13 protein-coding genes are annotated in these 15,317 nt (G+C 71.9%); 11 read left to right on the top strand and 2 right to left on the bottom strand.

What is annotated here, in order from left to right:
• Nucleotides 1-14: 14 nt before the first annotated feature.
• Nucleotides 15-1,235: an acetyl-CoA C-acetyltransferase gene (locus BUE43_RS26115; protein ID WP_073488218.1), complete on the top strand. Its 1,221-nt coding sequence runs from the start codon at nucleotides 15-17 to the stop codon at nucleotides 1,233-1,235.
• Between the two features lie 173 nt (nucleotides 1,236-1,408).
• Here the strand turns inward: BUE43_RS26115 and BUE43_RS26120 are convergent, their stop codons facing one another.
• Complete coding sequence (locus BUE43_RS26120) at nucleotides 1,409-2,182, bottom strand: Bax inhibitor-1/YccA family protein (RefSeq protein WP_073488221.1); 774 nt, start codon at nucleotides 2,180-2,182, stop codon at nucleotides 1,409-1,411.
• 411 nt (nucleotides 2,183-2,593) lie between these two features.
• On the opposite strand from BUE43_RS26120, the gene BUE43_RS26125 reads away from it, so the two are divergent.
• Both BUE43_RS26125 and BUE43_RS26130 read left to right on the top strand, forming a co-directional pair.
• A complete protein-coding gene (locus BUE43_RS26125; RefSeq protein ID WP_073488223.1) occupies nucleotides 2,594-4,039 on the top strand; it encodes a SpaA isopeptide-forming pilin-related protein in 1,446 nt (481 codons plus the stop codon).
• 115 nt (nucleotides 4,040-4,154) lie between these two features.
• The gene (locus BUE43_RS26130; protein ID WP_234995934.1) at nucleotides 4,155-4,835 is read left to right on the top strand and encodes a class F sortase; all 681 of its coding nucleotides are present in this window, start codon (nucleotides 4,155-4,157) and stop codon (nucleotides 4,833-4,835) included.
• 383 nt (nucleotides 4,836-5,218) lie between these two features.
• Here BUE43_RS26130 and BUE43_RS26135 read toward each other — a convergent pair whose 3' ends face one another.
• The gene (locus BUE43_RS26135) at nucleotides 5,219-6,292 is read right to left on the bottom strand and encodes a PQQ-dependent sugar dehydrogenase (RefSeq protein WP_083960173.1); all 1,074 of its coding nucleotides are present in this window, start codon (nucleotides 6,290-6,292) and stop codon (nucleotides 5,219-5,221) included.
• Between the two features lie 495 nt (nucleotides 6,293-6,787).
• Between BUE43_RS26135 and pqqA the strand changes: the two genes are divergently transcribed.
• The 8 genes from pqqA (at nucleotide 6,788) to BUE43_RS26175 (ending at nucleotide 14,854) form a co-directional block, all read left to right on the top strand.
• Nucleotides 6,788-6,934: a pyrroloquinoline quinone precursor peptide PqqA gene (gene pqqA / locus BUE43_RS26140; RefSeq protein WP_073488226.1), complete on the top strand. Its 147-nt coding sequence runs from the start codon at nucleotides 6,788-6,790 to the stop codon at nucleotides 6,932-6,934.
• A gap of 336 nt (nucleotides 6,935-7,270) precedes the next feature.
• Entirely contained in the window at nucleotides 7,271-7,999 is a 729-nt protein-coding gene (gene pqqC / locus BUE43_RS26145; RefSeq protein ID WP_073488229.1) for a pyrroloquinoline-quinone synthase PqqC, read from the top strand.
• Nucleotides 7,996-8,334 (top strand): pyrroloquinoline quinone biosynthesis peptide chaperone PqqD, encoded by a 339-nt coding sequence (pqqD, locus tag BUE43_RS26150; protein WP_073488232.1) that lies wholly within the window; start codon nucleotides 7,996-7,998, stop codon nucleotides 8,332-8,334. Before pqqC ends, pqqD begins: the two co-directional genes overlap by 4 nt.
• The gene (gene pqqE / locus BUE43_RS26155) at nucleotides 8,327-9,445 is read left to right on the top strand and encodes a pyrroloquinoline quinone biosynthesis protein PqqE (protein WP_073488236.1); all 1,119 of its coding nucleotides are present in this window, start codon (nucleotides 8,327-8,329) and stop codon (nucleotides 9,443-9,445) included. The genes pqqD and pqqE overlap by 8 nt, the downstream gene beginning before the upstream one ends.
• Nucleotides 9,442-10,338, top strand: coding sequence for a pyrroloquinoline quinone biosynthesis protein PqqB (pqqB, locus tag BUE43_RS26160; protein ID WP_073488239.1), 897 nt, complete (start codon nucleotides 9,442-9,444; stop codon nucleotides 10,336-10,338). Before pqqE ends, pqqB begins: the two co-directional genes overlap by 4 nt.
• 236 nt (nucleotides 10,339-10,574) lie before the next feature.
• Nucleotides 10,575-11,330: a DUF4097 family beta strand repeat-containing protein gene (locus BUE43_RS26165; protein ID WP_143174395.1), complete on the top strand. Its 756-nt coding sequence runs from the start codon at nucleotides 10,575-10,577 to the stop codon at nucleotides 11,328-11,330.
• A 792-nt stretch (nucleotides 11,331-12,122) separates the two neighbouring features.
• The gene (locus BUE43_RS26170; protein WP_073488245.1) at nucleotides 12,123-13,625 is read left to right on the top strand and encodes a phospholipid carrier-dependent glycosyltransferase; all 1,503 of its coding nucleotides are present in this window, start codon (nucleotides 12,123-12,125) and stop codon (nucleotides 13,623-13,625) included.
• The gene (locus BUE43_RS26175; RefSeq protein ID WP_083960174.1) at nucleotides 13,622-14,854 is read left to right on the top strand and encodes a glycosyltransferase family 2 protein; all 1,233 of its coding nucleotides are present in this window, start codon (nucleotides 13,622-13,624) and stop codon (nucleotides 14,852-14,854) included. The genes BUE43_RS26170 and BUE43_RS26175 overlap by 4 nt, the downstream gene beginning before the upstream one ends.
• Nucleotides 14,855-15,317: the final 463 nt, after the last annotated feature.

A 15,317-nucleotide genomic window follows, 5' to 3' on the forward strand; every position in this document is an offset into this window, starting at 1 on the left:
AAAGGAGTTCCGTAATGCCTGAGGCCGTGATCGTCGCCGCGGCACGCTCGCCCATCGGACGTGCCGGCAAGGGCTCGTTGGTCGACATCCGCCCGGACGACCTGACCGCGCAGGTCGTGCGGGCCGCGCTGGACAAGGTCCCGCAGCTCGATCCCACCGAGATCGACGACCTGATGCTGGGGTGCGGCCTGCCCGGCGGCGAGCAGGGCTTCAACATGGGCCGGGTCGTCTCGGTGCTGCTCGGCTACGACCACCTGCCCGGGTGCACGGTGACCCGGTACTGCGCGTCCAGCCTCCAGACCACCCGGATGGCCTTCCACGCGATCAAGGCGGGCGAGGGCGACGTGTTCGTCAGCGCCGGCGTGGAGACCGTGTCGCGGTACGCGAAGGGCAACTCCGACAGCTGGCCGGACACGCGCAACCCGCTGTTCGCCGACGCGGAGCGGCGCAACGCCCGGGTGGCCGAGGAGGGCGCCCAGGAGTGGCGCGACCCGCGGGCGGCCGGCGAGCTGCCGGACATCTACCTCGCGATGGGCCAGACGGCCGAGAACCTGGCGCTGCTCAAGGGCGTCAGCCGCCAGGAGATGGACGAGTTCGGCGTGCGGTCGCAGAACCTCGCCGAGAAGGCCATCGCGAACGGCTTCTGGGCCAGGGAGATCACCCCGGTGACCCTGCCGGACGGCCGGGTGGTCAGCGCCGACGACGGCCCCAGGGCCGGCACCACCTACGAGAAGGTGTCCGGGCTCAAGCCGGTGTTCCGGCCCGACGGGCGGGTGACCGCCGGCAACTGCTGTCCGCTCAACGACGGCGCCGCCGCCCTGGTGATCATGAGCGACGAGCGGGCCCGCGCGCTGGGCGTCACCCCGCTGGCGCGGATCGTGTCCACCGGCGTGTCCGCCCTGTCGCCGGAGATCATGGGCCTCGGCCCGGTCGAGGCGTCGCGCCGGGCGCTGGCCAACGCCGGCATGACCATCGACGACATCGACCTGGTCGAGATCAACGAGGCGTTCGCCGCGCAGGTCATCCCGTCCTACCAGGACCTGGGCATCCCGCTGGAGAAGCTCAACGTCAACGGCGGCGCGATCGCGGTGGGCCACCCGTTCGGCATGACCGGCGCCCGGATCACCACGACGCTCGTCAACTCGCTCCAGTTCCACGACAAGCGGTTCGGCCTGGAGACGATGTGCGTGGGCGGTGGCCAGGGCATGGCCATGGTCATCGAGCGGCTGAGCTGAGCCCCGCCGCCCCCGGTCGCCGGGGCGCGGTTCCGCCCGACGCCCGCTCGTCGCTCCTCCACGCGGAGGGCCGACGAGCGGGCGTCGGCGTCCGGGCGAGCGGGGCGTGAACGGGCCCGGAAAGACCGAGGGCCCCGGCGCGCGCCGGGGCCCTCGTGGGTCTGACCGTCCGATCAGTCCTCGCGGAAGTACTGCAGCAGCCGCAGGATCTCCAGGTACAGCCAGACCAGCGTGGTCATCAGGCCGAAGGCGATGTACCAGGCGTACTTGGCCGGGGTGCCGGAGCGAATGGCCTCGTCGGCGGCGTCGAAGTCGAGCAGGAAGCTGAACGCCGCGATGCCGATGCACAGCAGGCTGAAGCCGATCGCGAGCGGCGAGCCGTCCCGCAGGCCGAGGCCGCCGGTGTGGAAGAAGCTCACCACCAGGTTGGCCAGCATCAGCACGCCCACGCCGATCGTGGCGCCGACGATCCACCGGGTCAGGCGCGGGGTGACCCGGATGGCGCCCGTCTTGTAGACGAGCAGCATGCCGGCGAACACGCCCGCGGTGCCCACGATGGCCTGGAAGCCGATGCCGGGGTAGACCTTGTCGAGCACGCCGGTCAGCGCGCCCAGGAACACACCCTCGGCCACCGAGTAGCCCAGCACGAGGCCGGGGTTGGCGCTCTGCCGGAAGATGACGATCAGGGAGAGCACCAGGCCGATGATCGCGGCGGGCAGCGCCAGGACGTAGAGCCCGCTCCACGCGGTGAGGACGCCGGCGGCCAGCGCCGACCCCGCGGTGATCGCTGTCTTGGTGACCACGTCGTCGATGGTCATCGGCCGCTCGGCGGTCGTGGGCGCGCCGGCGGCCGGGTAGCCGTAGCCGCCGGCCGGGTACTGGTCGAAAGTCGCGTACCCGCCACCCGTCGGCAGGTTGCGGAACGCAGGGTTGCTCGTCGTGCGCACCTGAAGTCCTCCTGGAGCGTGGTCACGCCGTCAAGGGTTCAACGGCGGCTGCCGCCGGCCGGTTCCCCGGACGGTAAAGGCGACTTTACTCGGGCCCCGGCCCCTCCGACGCGGGCTTTCCGGGGATATGTCCGTCACGACACCCACAGTGATCGCCCGACTCCCCGAACGGCCCCACCGCTGATCCACTCCGGTGAACCGCCACACGGGTCCGGTGAAGATCACCGCGCAGCGTGCCACCACGCGTCCTCCCACTGGCGGCTTGTGACTCACCGTGATCAAGGGAAAGCCTTGTGGACCGGCGCGGTCGATCGTCATCGGGGGACGCCGGCAGAACCCGCTCCCCTTCGGGCGGCACACCACCGGCCCGACCGCCCACCGCACGGACTCGATTCGGGAAGCGGGGAACACATGCAGGGGCTGCGGAAGCTGCTCTCCTGGCTGGCCGGGTCCACGTTGCTCGCGGCGGCGGCCACCGCCGCGCTGCCGGGCACCGCGACCGCGGCCGGCGAGCGGCTGGGCCACGCCGTGGCGGGCCAGCCGTACAAGAACCGCCCCACCGACAAGACCACCGACTGGCTCGGCTCGTACACGTGGCGCAACCAGCAGGTGTGGTGCGTGCAGTTCGCCCTGCACGAGCCCACCGACGACGTCGACTTCCAACCGGGTGGCCCCCTCACCACTAAGTGGGGTGAGCCACTGGCGCCCGAGGTCGCGGCGAAGGTGTCCTACCTGCTGCTGCGTTACCAGAACACCACCTCGGCCGACGAGGCCGCGGCGCTGGCCCACCTGCTGCACTCGTGGACCGCGGGCACCACCGACCCCAAGCGGCTGGACCCGGGCAACGGCTTCGAGACCATCGGGTACAACGTCCAGTCCCACCTCGACGAACTCGGCAAGAAGCAGCCGAAGGCCAAGGAGGCGGTGGGCCGGCTGGAGGCCGACGCCGAGGCGCACCGCGGGCCGTGGCAGCTCACGCTCACCCCGCCGAAGCAGGCGCAGACCGTGGGCAAGGCGGACAAGTGGACCGTCCAGGTCGTCTCGGCCACCGGCAAGCCGGTGGGCGGCGTGCCGGTGCAGCTCACGGCGACCGAGGGCACGCTCGGCGGGGACGCCGCCGGCGGCTCGGCCAAGACGCCCGCCGACGGCGCTCCGCTGGCCGTCGACGTCACCCCGACGGGCTTCACCCCGAAGCTCGCGGCCTCGGTGCGCGCGCCGAGCGCGCAGCCCGTGCTGCTGAAGCCCGGCAAGGCCGGGGTCCAGCAGGTCATCACCACCGGCGGCGAGACCCCCCTGAACAAGGAGGGGACCGTCCCGGCCCGCAACGCCCCCAGCCAGGTCACGGTGTCCAAGGTCGACGCGTCGACCGGCGCCGCGATCGCCGGCGTCTCGCTGCGGGTGACCGCCGCGGACAGGACCAGCCCCGCCCTCAAGCAGGACGACGGCAAGCTGACCGGGCAGGACGGTAAGCCGCTGGTGGTCCGCACCGGGCAGGACGGGAAGGCCGCGGTGCCCGACCTCAAGACCCCCCAGGAGGTCTGCCTCATCGAGACCGAGGCCGCTCCCGGGTACGACAAGGGCTTCGACGCCAAGAACCCGCCCACCGTCTGCGGCTCCCTCACCCCGGGCAGCACGCTGGCGCTGACGCTGGTCAACAAGCCCAACCCGGCGCCGAAGCCCGTGGTTCCCGTCACGATCCCCGCCGGCTCCGAACCGGCTACCGGCGTCGCGTCGACGATGACCGTGCTCACCCCGGCCGGCATCCTCGGGCTGGGCGCGCTCACGCTGCTCGGCGCGGGGCTGGGTGGGGCGCTCTGCTGGCGACGGCTCGTCACCCGTCGGTCCGGCGGGCGGTGACCAGGAGGCGCTGACCATGCCGGGGCGCAGACGAACGTCGGGTACACGCGGAGCGCACCGCGGCCCGGTCGGGTGGGGGTTCGCCCCCCGCCCGGCCGGGCTCGCCCTGTTGACGGTGGCGGTGCTGGCGGTGGCGCTCTGGGCGGCACCGCCGGACCTGGTGCCGGGCACTCCAACCGCCGGGGACCCGCCGCCGGCTCCGCCGGCCCACAGCCTGCGGGACGACGAGGGCCGGGACCGCCACTGGGGCGTCCCCGGTGGCGGGGCGCCCGGGCAGGAGCCGCCGGCCGCCGAGCCGGCGGAGGGCCAGGCTGCGGCCGAGCCGGAGCCGTCGCCGCCACGCCCGGCGGCCGGCCAGCGACCGGGCACCGTGCGCCTGCCCGCCGGGGGCACAGCCCGCCTCGTGCGCAAGGAGGTCGGCCGCGACGGCGTCCTCCCGGTGCCCGAGGGCGTCGGCGACGCCACCTGGTGGGGCGCCGGGCTCCGCGCGGCGGCCGGCGCGACCGTCCTCGCCGGCCACGTCAACTGGCGCGGCGCCACTGGGCCGTTCGCCGAGCTGTGGCGGACCCAGCGGGGGCAGGAGGTCAGCGTGGCCGACGCGGCGGGCACGGCCTGGCGCTACCGGGTGACCGAGGTGCACACCGTCGACAAGGACGACCTGCCCGCGCGGGCCAACGCGCTGTTCGGGCAGGAGGGCGCGCACCGGCTCGTCCTCGTGACCTGCGGCGGGCGTTGGGTCGGCGGAGACCTCGGCTACGACGAGAACCGGATCGTGGTGGCCGAACCCACGACCTGAGGCGTTGTCGGCCGGCCTCGCGGGGCGATCGAAGCCCCGCGTCGGGGTCGGACACCGCCGGACAGGTCTCGCGCGCGACTACAGGCCTGAAGTAGGGGGACCCCCCTGACTTCAGCATGGCAGGCGGGGCTGACAGTTCCGGCCGGTGAGCGCATACCTCGAACCGGGGAAAGCGCGCGGTGGTCGCGGCGAGTCGCCGAACGGCGGGCATCGAACGGCGAACGGCGGACAACGGGCGGCGCGGGCCGGGATCGGTGGCGGCCGGGGCCACCGGGGGCGCGGCCGAGCGGGCTCCTCGCCGGGACCGGCGCCCCAGCCGGACCGGGAAGGCCGTCGGCCACGCCCCAGGGGTCGGACGTCACCACCGGACGGGCCGGGCGGCGTCAGCCGCGCAGCACGTCCATGCTGATCACGCGGTCGTCGTCGTCGGCCAGCGTGGAGCTCCGGTTGTCCCGGTTGGACGTGGTGACCCACAGCGTGCCGTCCGGGGCGACCGCCGCGGCCCGCAGGCGACCGTTGCGCGCGGTCATCATGTGATATGCGCTGGTCCGCTCGTCCCCGGGCGCGATCGGCGCCTGCATCAGGCTCTCCCCGCGCAGCGTGGAGATGTAGAGGTAGCCGTCGCGGTAGGCGAGCCCGGAGGGGACTCCCTCCTCCGGTCGCATGACGATCACCGGGTCGAGGTGGCCCTCGCCGTTCTCGCAGTAGCCCTCGCACACCGGCCAGCCGTAGTTCCCGCCGGCCTGGATGCGGTTGACCTCGTCCCAGTTGGACTCGCCGATGTCCCCGGCGTACAGGTTCCCCTCCCGGTCCCAGGTGAGCCCCTGCACGTTGCGGTGGCCGAGGGAGTAGACCAGCGACCCCGGGAACGGGTTGCCCGGCGCCGGCTGCCCGTCCTTGGTCATCCGCAGGATCTTCCCGTTCAACGAGTTCCTGTCCTGCGCGACCTGGTAGCCGTAGGCGTCCCCGACCCCGGCGTAGAGCATCCCGTCCGGGCCGAAGGCGAGCTGGCCGCCGTTGCGGTAGAGGTGTCGCGAGATCCCGGTGACGACGGGTTCCGGCTGCTCCCCGAGCCGGAACCGGGCGATCCGGTTGTCCTCGTTGGTGGTGTAGTAGACGAAGACCCAGCCGTCGCTCGCGTAGTCCGGCGACACCGCGATGCCGAGCAACCCGCCGTCCGTGCCGTAGGCGACGGCGTCCTGGATCTTCTGCGCCTCCGTCGTCCCACTGCCGGAGACCCGGAGCACGCGCCCGGTGCCCCGCTCGGTGACCAGGGCGGTCCCGTCGGGGAGGAACGCGATGCCCCACGGCACGACGAGGCCGCCGGCGAGGGTGCGCTCCTCGTTCCGCCCCGCGGGCGGGGGCGGCGCAGCGGTGGCGGCGGGGGCGGCGCACAGGGCCACCGCGCAGGGCAGCAGGGCCAGGGCGACACCGACGACGCTGCGTCTGATGCTCACTTAACCTCCAGGTGTGCTGACCGGGGGGGACGTCACCCCGCCGCCGGTGGTCCCGACACACGCGACGACGCCTCCCAGCGGTATCGGACGACCACCCGGTGAGCTCAATCGCTACAACGTGTGGCCCTCCCCGATGTCAACCGTGTCCCACCAGCGACGATTGTCCGGTTATGTCCGATGTGGACAGTGCGGTGCCGCCACTGGCGCCGGGACACCCGTCCGCCGACCGCGCCGGCGTCCACCGACCGCGTCCCACCGGCATGTTGACCCGTACCCGTCACCGGGCGCGACCCGAACGACGCAGTCGACGGCGCGAACGGCCGCGTCCGTTTCGCCCTCACCACCCGTGATCGGCACGCCCCGTCACCACCTCCTCACCCGAATCGGAGTAGAGGTTCACCCCTGTAGCGCTGTTCTCTTTCCACCACCCCGAATTACGTTGGGGCCGCCCCGCGACCGGCCCGGCCGGTCGCCGACCACGAGGGAGTGAGGCCGATGTCCACGACCACGAACACCCGTGGGGCCGGTGCCACCGACACCGAGCGGCACACCACGACGGACTCCCGTCGCCACTGGGTGCGCCCCGACTTCACCGACTTCGACACCGCCGCCGAGGTCACCGCCTACGTGGCCCGCGGCTGACACCGCCCGGGGCCGCGCCACTCACCGCATCGGCGTCCGAGAGGGCACGGCGTCGCCGGCTGGTCCACAGAGCTGAGCCGGTGAGAGCGCGTGGCCGTCCGATCCCGGCGAGGCGCTGGCCCACGCGGTCCGCGCCCCGACTGTTCTGATTCCGTCAGGTCCGTCCCACGACCGGGCGAACACCGCGCCGTGAACCTGCGCGGTGTTCGCCCGGTCGCCGGGCGGGCCGAGACCGCCGCGCCGGTGGCGTCACGCCCACGAGCGCCCGTCATCCGAAGAAGTGAACACGGGGGACTGCGCCTCACCGGCACGGCAGGGGGGACCGAGGTCTTCGGCATGGGAAGCGCACCGACCGACCCGGACACGCCGACCGGCCCGATGCCGGCGGCGGACTTCGTCGCCGCGCTGCGGGACCTGTCCGACCGGTACTGGGACCGCCATCCGTTCCACCTCCGGCTGCACGAGGGCCGGTTGACCAAGCCCGAGCTGCAGCTGTGGGCCGCCAACCGCTGGTACTACCAGCGGTGCCTGCCGCAGAAGGACGCGGCGATCATCGCGAACTGCCCGCTGCCGGAGGTGCGCCGGCACTGGCTGGACCGCATCGTGTACCACGACGGACGCGACGCCGGCGACGGCGGCGCGCGGAACTGGCTGCGGCTGGCCGAGGCGGTCGGGCTGGACCGCGCTGAGGTGCTGGACGAGCGGCACGTGCTGCCCGGCGTCCGGTTCGCGGTCGACGCCTACGTGAACTTCGCCCGCGCCCGCTCCTGGCAGGAGGGCGTGGCCTCGGGGCTGACCGAGATGTTCTCGCCGGGGCTGATGCGCCGCCGGCTCGCCGACATGCGCGAGCACTACCCGTGGATCGGCGAGGAGGGGTTCGCCTACTTCACCTCGCGGTTGGCGGTGGTCGCCGGCGAGGGACGGTCCACAGTGGACATCGTGGTGCAGCACTGCGGCACCAGGGAGCAGCAGGAAGCGGCGGTGGCCGCGCTCGCGTTCAAGTGCGACGTGCTGCGCGCCATCCTCGACAGCATCGACTACGCGTGCCACCAGATCGCGCCATGACGACGCCCGACTCCTCCCCCGCCGCGGCCGCGTTGCCGGGCACCGCCGTTCCCCGGCTGCGCCGAGGTGTGCGGCTCAGCTTCGACCCGACCCGCGACAGCTACGTGCTGCTGTACCCGGAGGGCGTGCTGCTGCCGAACGAGACGGCCGCGGCGGTGCTCGGCCGGTGCGACGGCGGCGCGGACGTCGCGACGATCGTGGCCTCGCTCGCCGAGGACTTCGACGGCGTCGACGCCGCCCAGGTCTCGGAACTCCTGCGCCGCCTGGTCCGCCGGCGCCTCGTGGAGATCGTGGAGAACACCGAGCCCGGGGAGGCGGTGCGCGGCGATGAGTGAGCCCCGTCCCTCCGTCAACCCCCCACTCGGGCTTCTCGCCGAGCTGACCCACCGCTGTCCGCTGCACTGCGCCTACTGCTCGAATCCCGTCCAGCTCGTGCCGGCGGCCGACGAGCTGGACACCGGTCAGTGGCGTTCGGTCCTCGACCAGGCCCGACAGCTCGGTGTCCTCCAGGTCCACCTCTCCGGCGGCGAACCCATGTCCCGCCGCGATCTGCCCGCTCTGGTCGAGCACGCCCACGCGCTGGGCTGCTACGTCAACCTCGTCACGTCCGGGCTGTCGCTGACCGACGCCACCGCCACCGAGCTGGTGGCCGCGGGGCTCGACCACGTGCAACTGTCCATTCAGGACGCTGACGCTCGACTGGCCGACGTGATCGCGGGCGTCAGGGCGCACGAGCGCAAGGTGGCCGCGGCGGCCGTGGTGCGGCGCCTCGGTCTGCCGCTGACGGTGAACGCCGTGCTCCACCGGGGAAACCTGGACCACGTCGGCGCGATCGTGGATCTCGCGGAGCGGATGGGCGCTGACCGCCTGGAGCTGGCGAACACCCAGTTCTACGGGTGGGCGTTGCGCAACCGGGCGGCGTTGTTGCCCACGGCCGCGCAACTCCGCGCCGCCGACGTCGTCGTGCGGGCCGCGACGGAGCGGTTGGCCGGCCAGATGGAGATCGCGTACGTGTACTCCGACTACCACGAGCGCCGGCCCAAACCCTGCATGAACGGCTGGGGAAGCCGTCAACTCACGGTCGCGCCGAACGGCGACGTGCTCCCGTGCCCCGCCGCCGGGTCCATCGAGGGCCTGGCGCTGGAGAACGTGCGCACGAGGACCCTCGCCGACATCTGGTACGACTCCTCGTCCTTCAACGCCTACCGGGGCACGGGCTGGATGCGCGAGCCGTGTCGGAGCTGCGCCTTCCGGGACGTCGATCTCGGTGGCTGCCGCTGTCAGGCGTTCCTGCTCACCGGGGACGCCGCCAACACCGACCCCGTCTGTTCGCTGTCTCCGCACCGGGAGGTGGTGGACCGGGTGCTTTCCGAGCAGACCGCCCTCGTGCCGCCGCCGAGCGTCCCCCGACGGATGCCCGCCGCCCGAAACGGGGGCGCGTCATGAGAGTCCGGTTGCTCGGAACCGCGGCTGGAGGCGGCTTTCCCCAGTGGAACTGCGCCTGCGCGTTGTGCGTGCGCGCGGGCAAACCCGGGGTTCCCACCCGCACGCAGGACAGCGTGGCGGTCAGCGGCGACGGGCGGAGTTGGTGGCTGCTCAACGCATCTCCGGATCTGCGGGCGCAGATCCTGGCCGCGCCCGAACTCACCGCGGGTCCCGGGCCGCGCGAAACGCCGCTGCGGGGCGTTTTGCTGACTGACGCGGAGCTGGATCACGCGCTGGGCGTGGTGATGCTGCGCGAGGGCATCGACCTTCGAATCCACGGCACCGCCCCGGTTCTGGACTCGGTGCGCGGCAGCTTCGGTGGTGTGCTCCAGCACTACAACGGCGTGCGGTGGTCTCTGGTGGAGCCGGACGTCGGGTTCGAGCTGGACGGCGGACTCCGGGTCACCGCGTTCTCCGTGGGCAGCAAACGCCCCAAGTACGCGAGAGAGTCCACAGTAGACGGTTCTTGGGTGGTGGCCTACCGCGTCGTCGACCCCCGGACGGGCGGGGCTCTGCTCTACGCGCCGTGTCTGGCGGAGTGGCCCGTCGCGTTCGACGACCTGCTGCCGGCGGTCGACTGCGTGCTCCTGGACGGCACGTTCTTCGGACCGGAGGAGATGTCCGGCGCGACCGGCGCGCGAGTAGGCGACCAGGCGCAGCGCGCAATGGGCCACCTGCCCGTTGGTGGGCCAGACGGCACTCTGCACCGGCTGCGCGGGTTGAGCGGGTCCCGCCGGATCTACACCCATCTGAACAACACCAACCCGTTGCTCGACGCAGCCTCCCCGCAGCGAGCCGAGGTCGCCGCCGCTGGTGTCGAGATCCTGGACGACGGCACGGTTCTCGAGTTCTGACCACGCCTTCGCGCATCTCCTGGGCCGCCCACCACTTTCGCCGCCCCGCCCGAGAGCGCGGGACCGGCGGAAGCTGGTCGACACCCCCGAAGGTGCGGTTTCCCTTCCCCTCCCGGGCGTGGTTTTCCTCAGGTCAGGACTGTGCCGCGCACCCTCGTGCCCGGAGTTCCCGCTGCCTAGCGTGAACCGCGACGAAGTTCCGCGACCGGAACCAGGGGAAGGGGACCACCATGGTGATGCGACGCATTGTGATCGTCCTGGCGGTGATGGCTCTTGGAGGCGTACTCGCCGGCTGCTGGGAGGCTCGGCAGGCTGGTCATCCTCGGAGTGGCACGTCTCCGGCGATCAACACCAACGGCGGCGGCGACGCTGACGGCGACCGGCAGACGGACGAGACCCACGAGTACGGAGAACGAATCCTGACCGTGGCGCTCCGCACGCAGGCCGCGTCCATCGACGTGGACGTGGGAGACGGGCCAGTCCGGGTGCGGGAGCGGATTCGGCACAGCGGCGATCCACCGCCCACTTCCCGCACAGTCGACGGCACGACCCTGCGACTGGAGAACCACGGGTGCGGCGCCGCGACCGACGACCGGGTCTGCGAGGTCGCCTACCAGCTCCGGCTCCCCCGGGACACGGCGCTTGAGGTGGACTCCGGCGCGGGTTCGGTGACGGTGCGGGGCCTCCACGGTGACCTCCGAGTCAACACCGGAGCCGGGCGCGTGCACGCCGTCGACCTGGGGAGCCGCAACGTCTCCGTGACCGCCCACGCGGGTGCCGTGAAGCTCGGCTTCGACCGACCACCAACACTGGCTGAGGTTCGGACCGAGGTCGGCGCGATCGACGTGCGGGTTCCCGGGAACACGTCGTATGCCGTCGACGCCAGAACCAGAGTCGGCACGGCCAGGGTGGCGGCGAGCCACTCTCCCGGCGCGGACAACCGGATCGTGCTTCGTTCGAACGCTGGCACGGTCTCCGTCGACTCCACCTGACGGCTCCTGCCAGGAGATACGGACACCACGAGAGGACGGGAACTGCCCCTCGCGAACCGGCCCGAGTTTGATCTTTACTTCACATCGAAGCCACCTGACCTCGGCACCCGTGACCAAGACCACGAAGCGCGTTGGGTCAGCTACAGCCCGCTTGGCGCGCTGGATGGCGAGCTACCCATCCCACGCCATTCCTCTCCGCGCGTTCCTCGCGCCGCCTCTTCCGGAGGCAGGAAAGCGGACGACGAAGATTCCAGGAGGCGCCTCCACGTTACCGCGACAACGACGATCGGCACGTGCGGCGGTCGTTCACACCCTCAGCGCGGCCGTGAGTTAACCACCAAACCGCTACCTCCACCGCCCGAAGCCTCCATTCCCTGTCGTGTACCGCACCTTCCACCCAGCCTGCCAGCCCTGACAGCGCCCCCAAGGCACACCCGCAACCACGGACGTCCACGCACATGCCACAAGAAAGTCATTTTCCCGTAACAACAAAGACGCGAGAGACAAACACCACGAACGGAGTAATGTTGTCGACATAAACAAACCGAAAGTCCGTTCCGGTGCAAGCACTTCGAAGCGGAACGAGAGAGGCGGTCCTGCCCGACGCGCGAGCGGTGACATAGCGTCAGCAAATGGCCCCAGGTGTTCATGGAACGGACATCGATCAGCCATTCGCGTTAGCGGTGTATCCTTTCGTCCCGGTTCGCCGCTTCCGCCCCGTCCGGAGAAGCCCAGGGCATGTCACAAGTCGATCTTCCCGTTCCCTCGCCAGCCGCACCCGAGAGGTCACCGTTGCCGACGCCCGACAGACCGTCCTCCCGTCGGCGGCTCCGCGCCCTCGCCTCCCGGCACTGGCTGTTCGGTGTCCTGTTCGCCGCCGGGCTCGCGGTTCGGGTGCTGACCATGTGCTCCTACTGGCCGGCCTTCTGGTTCCTCACCGACAGCGGGCGCTACCTCGACGCCAGCGGCAACCTCCGGCCGGCGTCGGGCGTGAACGGCATCGGCTACCCCGCGCTGCTGCGGCTGCTCAGCCCGACCGACTCGCTGGCCACCGTCTCGGTGCTCCAGCACCTGGCGGGGCTCGGGCTGGGCGTCGCGATCTACGCCTTCCTCCGGCGCAGAGGGGTGCGGGCCTGGTTGGCGGCGCTCGGGACGGCGCCCGTGCTGCTCGACTCGCACCAGGTGGTGCTCGAGCACTACGTGATGTCGGACGTCCTGTTCATCGTGCTGCTCACCAGTGCCGCGCTGCTCCTGCTGTGGCGGGAGCGGCCGGGCGTGCTCGCCTGCCTGGTGGCCGGCGTGCTGATGTCGGCGGCGGTGCTCACCCGCTCGGTCGGGCTGGGGGTGGCCGGCATCCTCCTGCTCGTCCTGCTGGTCCGCCGCGCGGGGTGGAAGCAGTGCGGCGCGTTCGCACTCACGGTCGCCGTGCTGGTCGGCGGCTACCTGGAGTGGACGAGGCAGGAGACGGGCAAGGCGACCTTCAGCCCGCTGCAGGGCCGGTACCTCTACTCCCGCACCGCGAAGATCGCGGACTGCGACCGGCTGGAGCTCACCCCGGACCAGCGCAAGCTGTGCCCGAGCCAGCCGCTGGACCAGCGCCCCGAACGGGGTGACTGGTACCTGACCTTCGACCAGAACCTGGCCAGCTACCCGCTCTCGGCCGACGACTTCATCGGCGGCTTCGCCAAGGAGGTCATCCGCCAGCAGCCGGGGGACTACGCCTGGCTGGTGCTGCGGGACACCGCCCGCTACCTGCTGCCCGGCCAGGAGGTCGGTCCGGCGCACTCGTGCCTGTTCGGCTGGTGGGTCATGCCGGTGGACGTGCGCGACGAGGGCCCTGACCTGGCCCGCTGCAAGCCGTTCCTGGCCCAGCCCGACTCGTTCGGCTCGGCCCACGCCGACCCCGCGGCCGACCAGCCCAGCGCGCTGCGGAGGGCGTTGCACGTCTACTCGCAGCGCGTGCAGACCCCGCACCTCGCGCTCGGCCTGTCCGTCCTGCTGGCCGTGGCGGCGCTGGTGTTCCGCCCCCGCCGGCCGGGGTGGCGCGACGGCCTGGACGGCTTCGTGCTCGTCGGCACCGGCCTCGCGATGATGGCCGCGTCCGTGGCCACGTCGATGTACGAGGTCCGCTACGGTGCGCCCTCGGTCGTGCTGATGGCGGTCGGCGGGGCGCTCGCCGCGCACCGCCTGATCACCGCCGGCTCCCGTTCCGCGGAGCGGGTCCCTTCCCCGACGGACGAGGACAGCGGCTCCGACCGGGCCGCTCCGAACAAGGTCGACGTGGAGACCTCGTGAACGACAAGCTCGAAGTGACCGTGCTCCTGCCCTGTCTGAACGAGGCGGAGACACTCGCCGTGTGCGTCACCAAGGCGCGCCGCAGCCTGGAGGAACTGGGCGTGGCCGGTGAGGTGCTGGTGTCCGACAACGGCAGCACCGACGGCTCCCAGCGCATCGCCGAGGAACACGGCGCGCGGGTGGTGCACGCCCCGATCAAGGGCTACGGCGGCGCCCTGCTGGCCGGCATCAAGGCGGCACGCGGCCGGTACGTGATCATGGCCGACGCGGACGACTCCTACGACCTGAGCAACCTCGGGCCGTTCGTCGAGGGCCTGCGCAAGGGCCACGACGTGGTGATGGGCAACCGGTTCCGGGGCGGCATCGCGCCCGGCGCCATGCCGCCGCTGCACCGCTACCTCGGCAACCCCGTGCTGAGCTGGCTCGGCCGGGTGTTGTTCGGACTCAGGAGCGTCCGCGACTTCCACTGCGGCATCCGGGGCTTCAACCGGGAGCGCGTCCTCGCGCTGGGGCTGTGCATGCCGGGCATGGAGTTCGCCTCGGAGCTGGTCGTGCGGGCCGCGCTGGCCGGCTACGACATCGTCGAGGTGCCGACCACGCTGCAGCCGGACGGCCGGTCCCGGCCACCGCACCTGCGGACCTGGCGGGACGGCTGGCGGCACCTGCGCTTCCTGCTCATGTTCGCCCCGGGCAAGACCCTGATCGCGCCCGGCACGATTTTGCTGGTGCTCGGCCTGGTCGGCACCGTGGCGTTGACCAGGGGTCCGGTCACCGTCGCCGGGGTGCGGTTCGACATCGCCGCGCTGGTGTACGCCAGCCTGCTGGTTCTGGTCGCGGTGCAGCTGTTGTTGTTCGGCGCCTGCGCGAAGATCTACGGACGCAGCTCGGGCATCCTCCGCGACGACAACAGCCCGCTCTGGCTGTCGTTGATGCGGTTCGAGGTCATGCTCGGCGCGGGGCTCGCGCTGATCGCGGCCGGCCTGGTCGGCACGGTCGGCGCGGTGTCCTGGTGGGGTTCGCGCGGCTTCGCCGACCTGGAGCCGCAGACGATCATCCGCATCGTGATGCCCTCGGCCACCGCGATCGGCGTGGGCGTGGTGTCGTTGTTCTCCGGCCTGCTGACCAGCCTGCTCGCCCTGCGCGGGGTGGGCCGTCCGTCGCCGCAGGACCGCGGCGCGGTGCGGGACGTCGCGACGGCCGAGGAGACGGAGCTCGCCAAGAGCGTCTGAGGTCCGCGCGGGACCGACCGGGGGTGCGTCAGCGGCCGCTGGCGCACCCCTTCCGCTTCGGGAGACCCACGGGCGGGGCAGAAGTCGCCACACACGGCGATCTGAGCGCACGAAACCGCTTGCCCTTGTTCGCCTATGGCCGCGCCCCGGAAAAGCGCTCTCCCGCCCGCTCAGCCCTCCGGACAGCCCCCACCCACCCTGGGGGGCGAGCCCTGCTCCAGCCTATCGGCTCGGCGCCCGCGGCCGAAGCCACTCGGGCTCCACTGTGGACAATTCGAGTACCTGTGGACAACACGCCGAGAATCGCAGGAAAACGAATTGACGAATCAACTACTTCTCCTGCTCGCCGGTCGGCCACCCCAGCCTCTCCGGCCCGGCGCAATCGGGACGGCACCGGTCGCGGTGGGCCGCCACCGGGCGACACTCGCTTTCCTCCACGCTGCGTGATGTTTCCGGCCCCGAA

It is taken from the genome of Streptoalloteichus hindustanus (assembly GCF_900129375.1).
GTDB classification, from domain to species: Bacteria; Actinomycetota; Actinomycetes; order Mycobacteriales; family Pseudonocardiaceae; genus Streptoalloteichus; species Streptoalloteichus hindustanus.

Excerpts from the sequence above, each read along its gene's own strand:
- pqqB (WP_073488239.1), top strand. The coding sequence starts at position 9,442 with ATGAGAGTCCGGTTGCTCGGAACCGCGGCTGGAGGCGGCTTTCCCCAG.
- BUE43_RS26165 (WP_143174395.1), top strand. The coding sequence starts at position 10,575 with ATGCGACGCATTGTGATCGTCCTGGCGGTGATGGCTCTTGGAGGCGTA.
- BUE43_RS26125 (WP_073488223.1), top strand. The coding sequence starts at position 2,594 with ATGCAGGGGCTGCGGAAGCTGCTCTCCTGGCTGGCCGGGTCCACGTTG.
- BUE43_RS26115 (WP_073488218.1), top strand. The coding sequence starts at position 15 with ATGCCTGAGGCCGTGATCGTCGCCGCGGCACGCTCGCCCATCGGACGT.
- pqqC (WP_073488229.1), top strand. The coding sequence starts at position 7,271 with ATGGGAAGCGCACCGACCGACCCGGACACGCCGACCGGCCCGATGCCG.
- pqqA (WP_073488226.1), top strand. The coding sequence starts at position 6,788 with ATGTCCACGACCACGAACACCCGTGGGGCCGGTGCCACCGACACCGAG.
- pqqE (WP_073488236.1), top strand. The coding sequence starts at position 8,327 with ATGAGTGAGCCCCGTCCCTCCGTCAACCCCCCACTCGGGCTTCTCGCC.
- pqqD (WP_073488232.1), top strand. The coding sequence starts at position 7,996 with ATGACGACGCCCGACTCCTCCCCCGCCGCGGCCGCGTTGCCGGGCACC.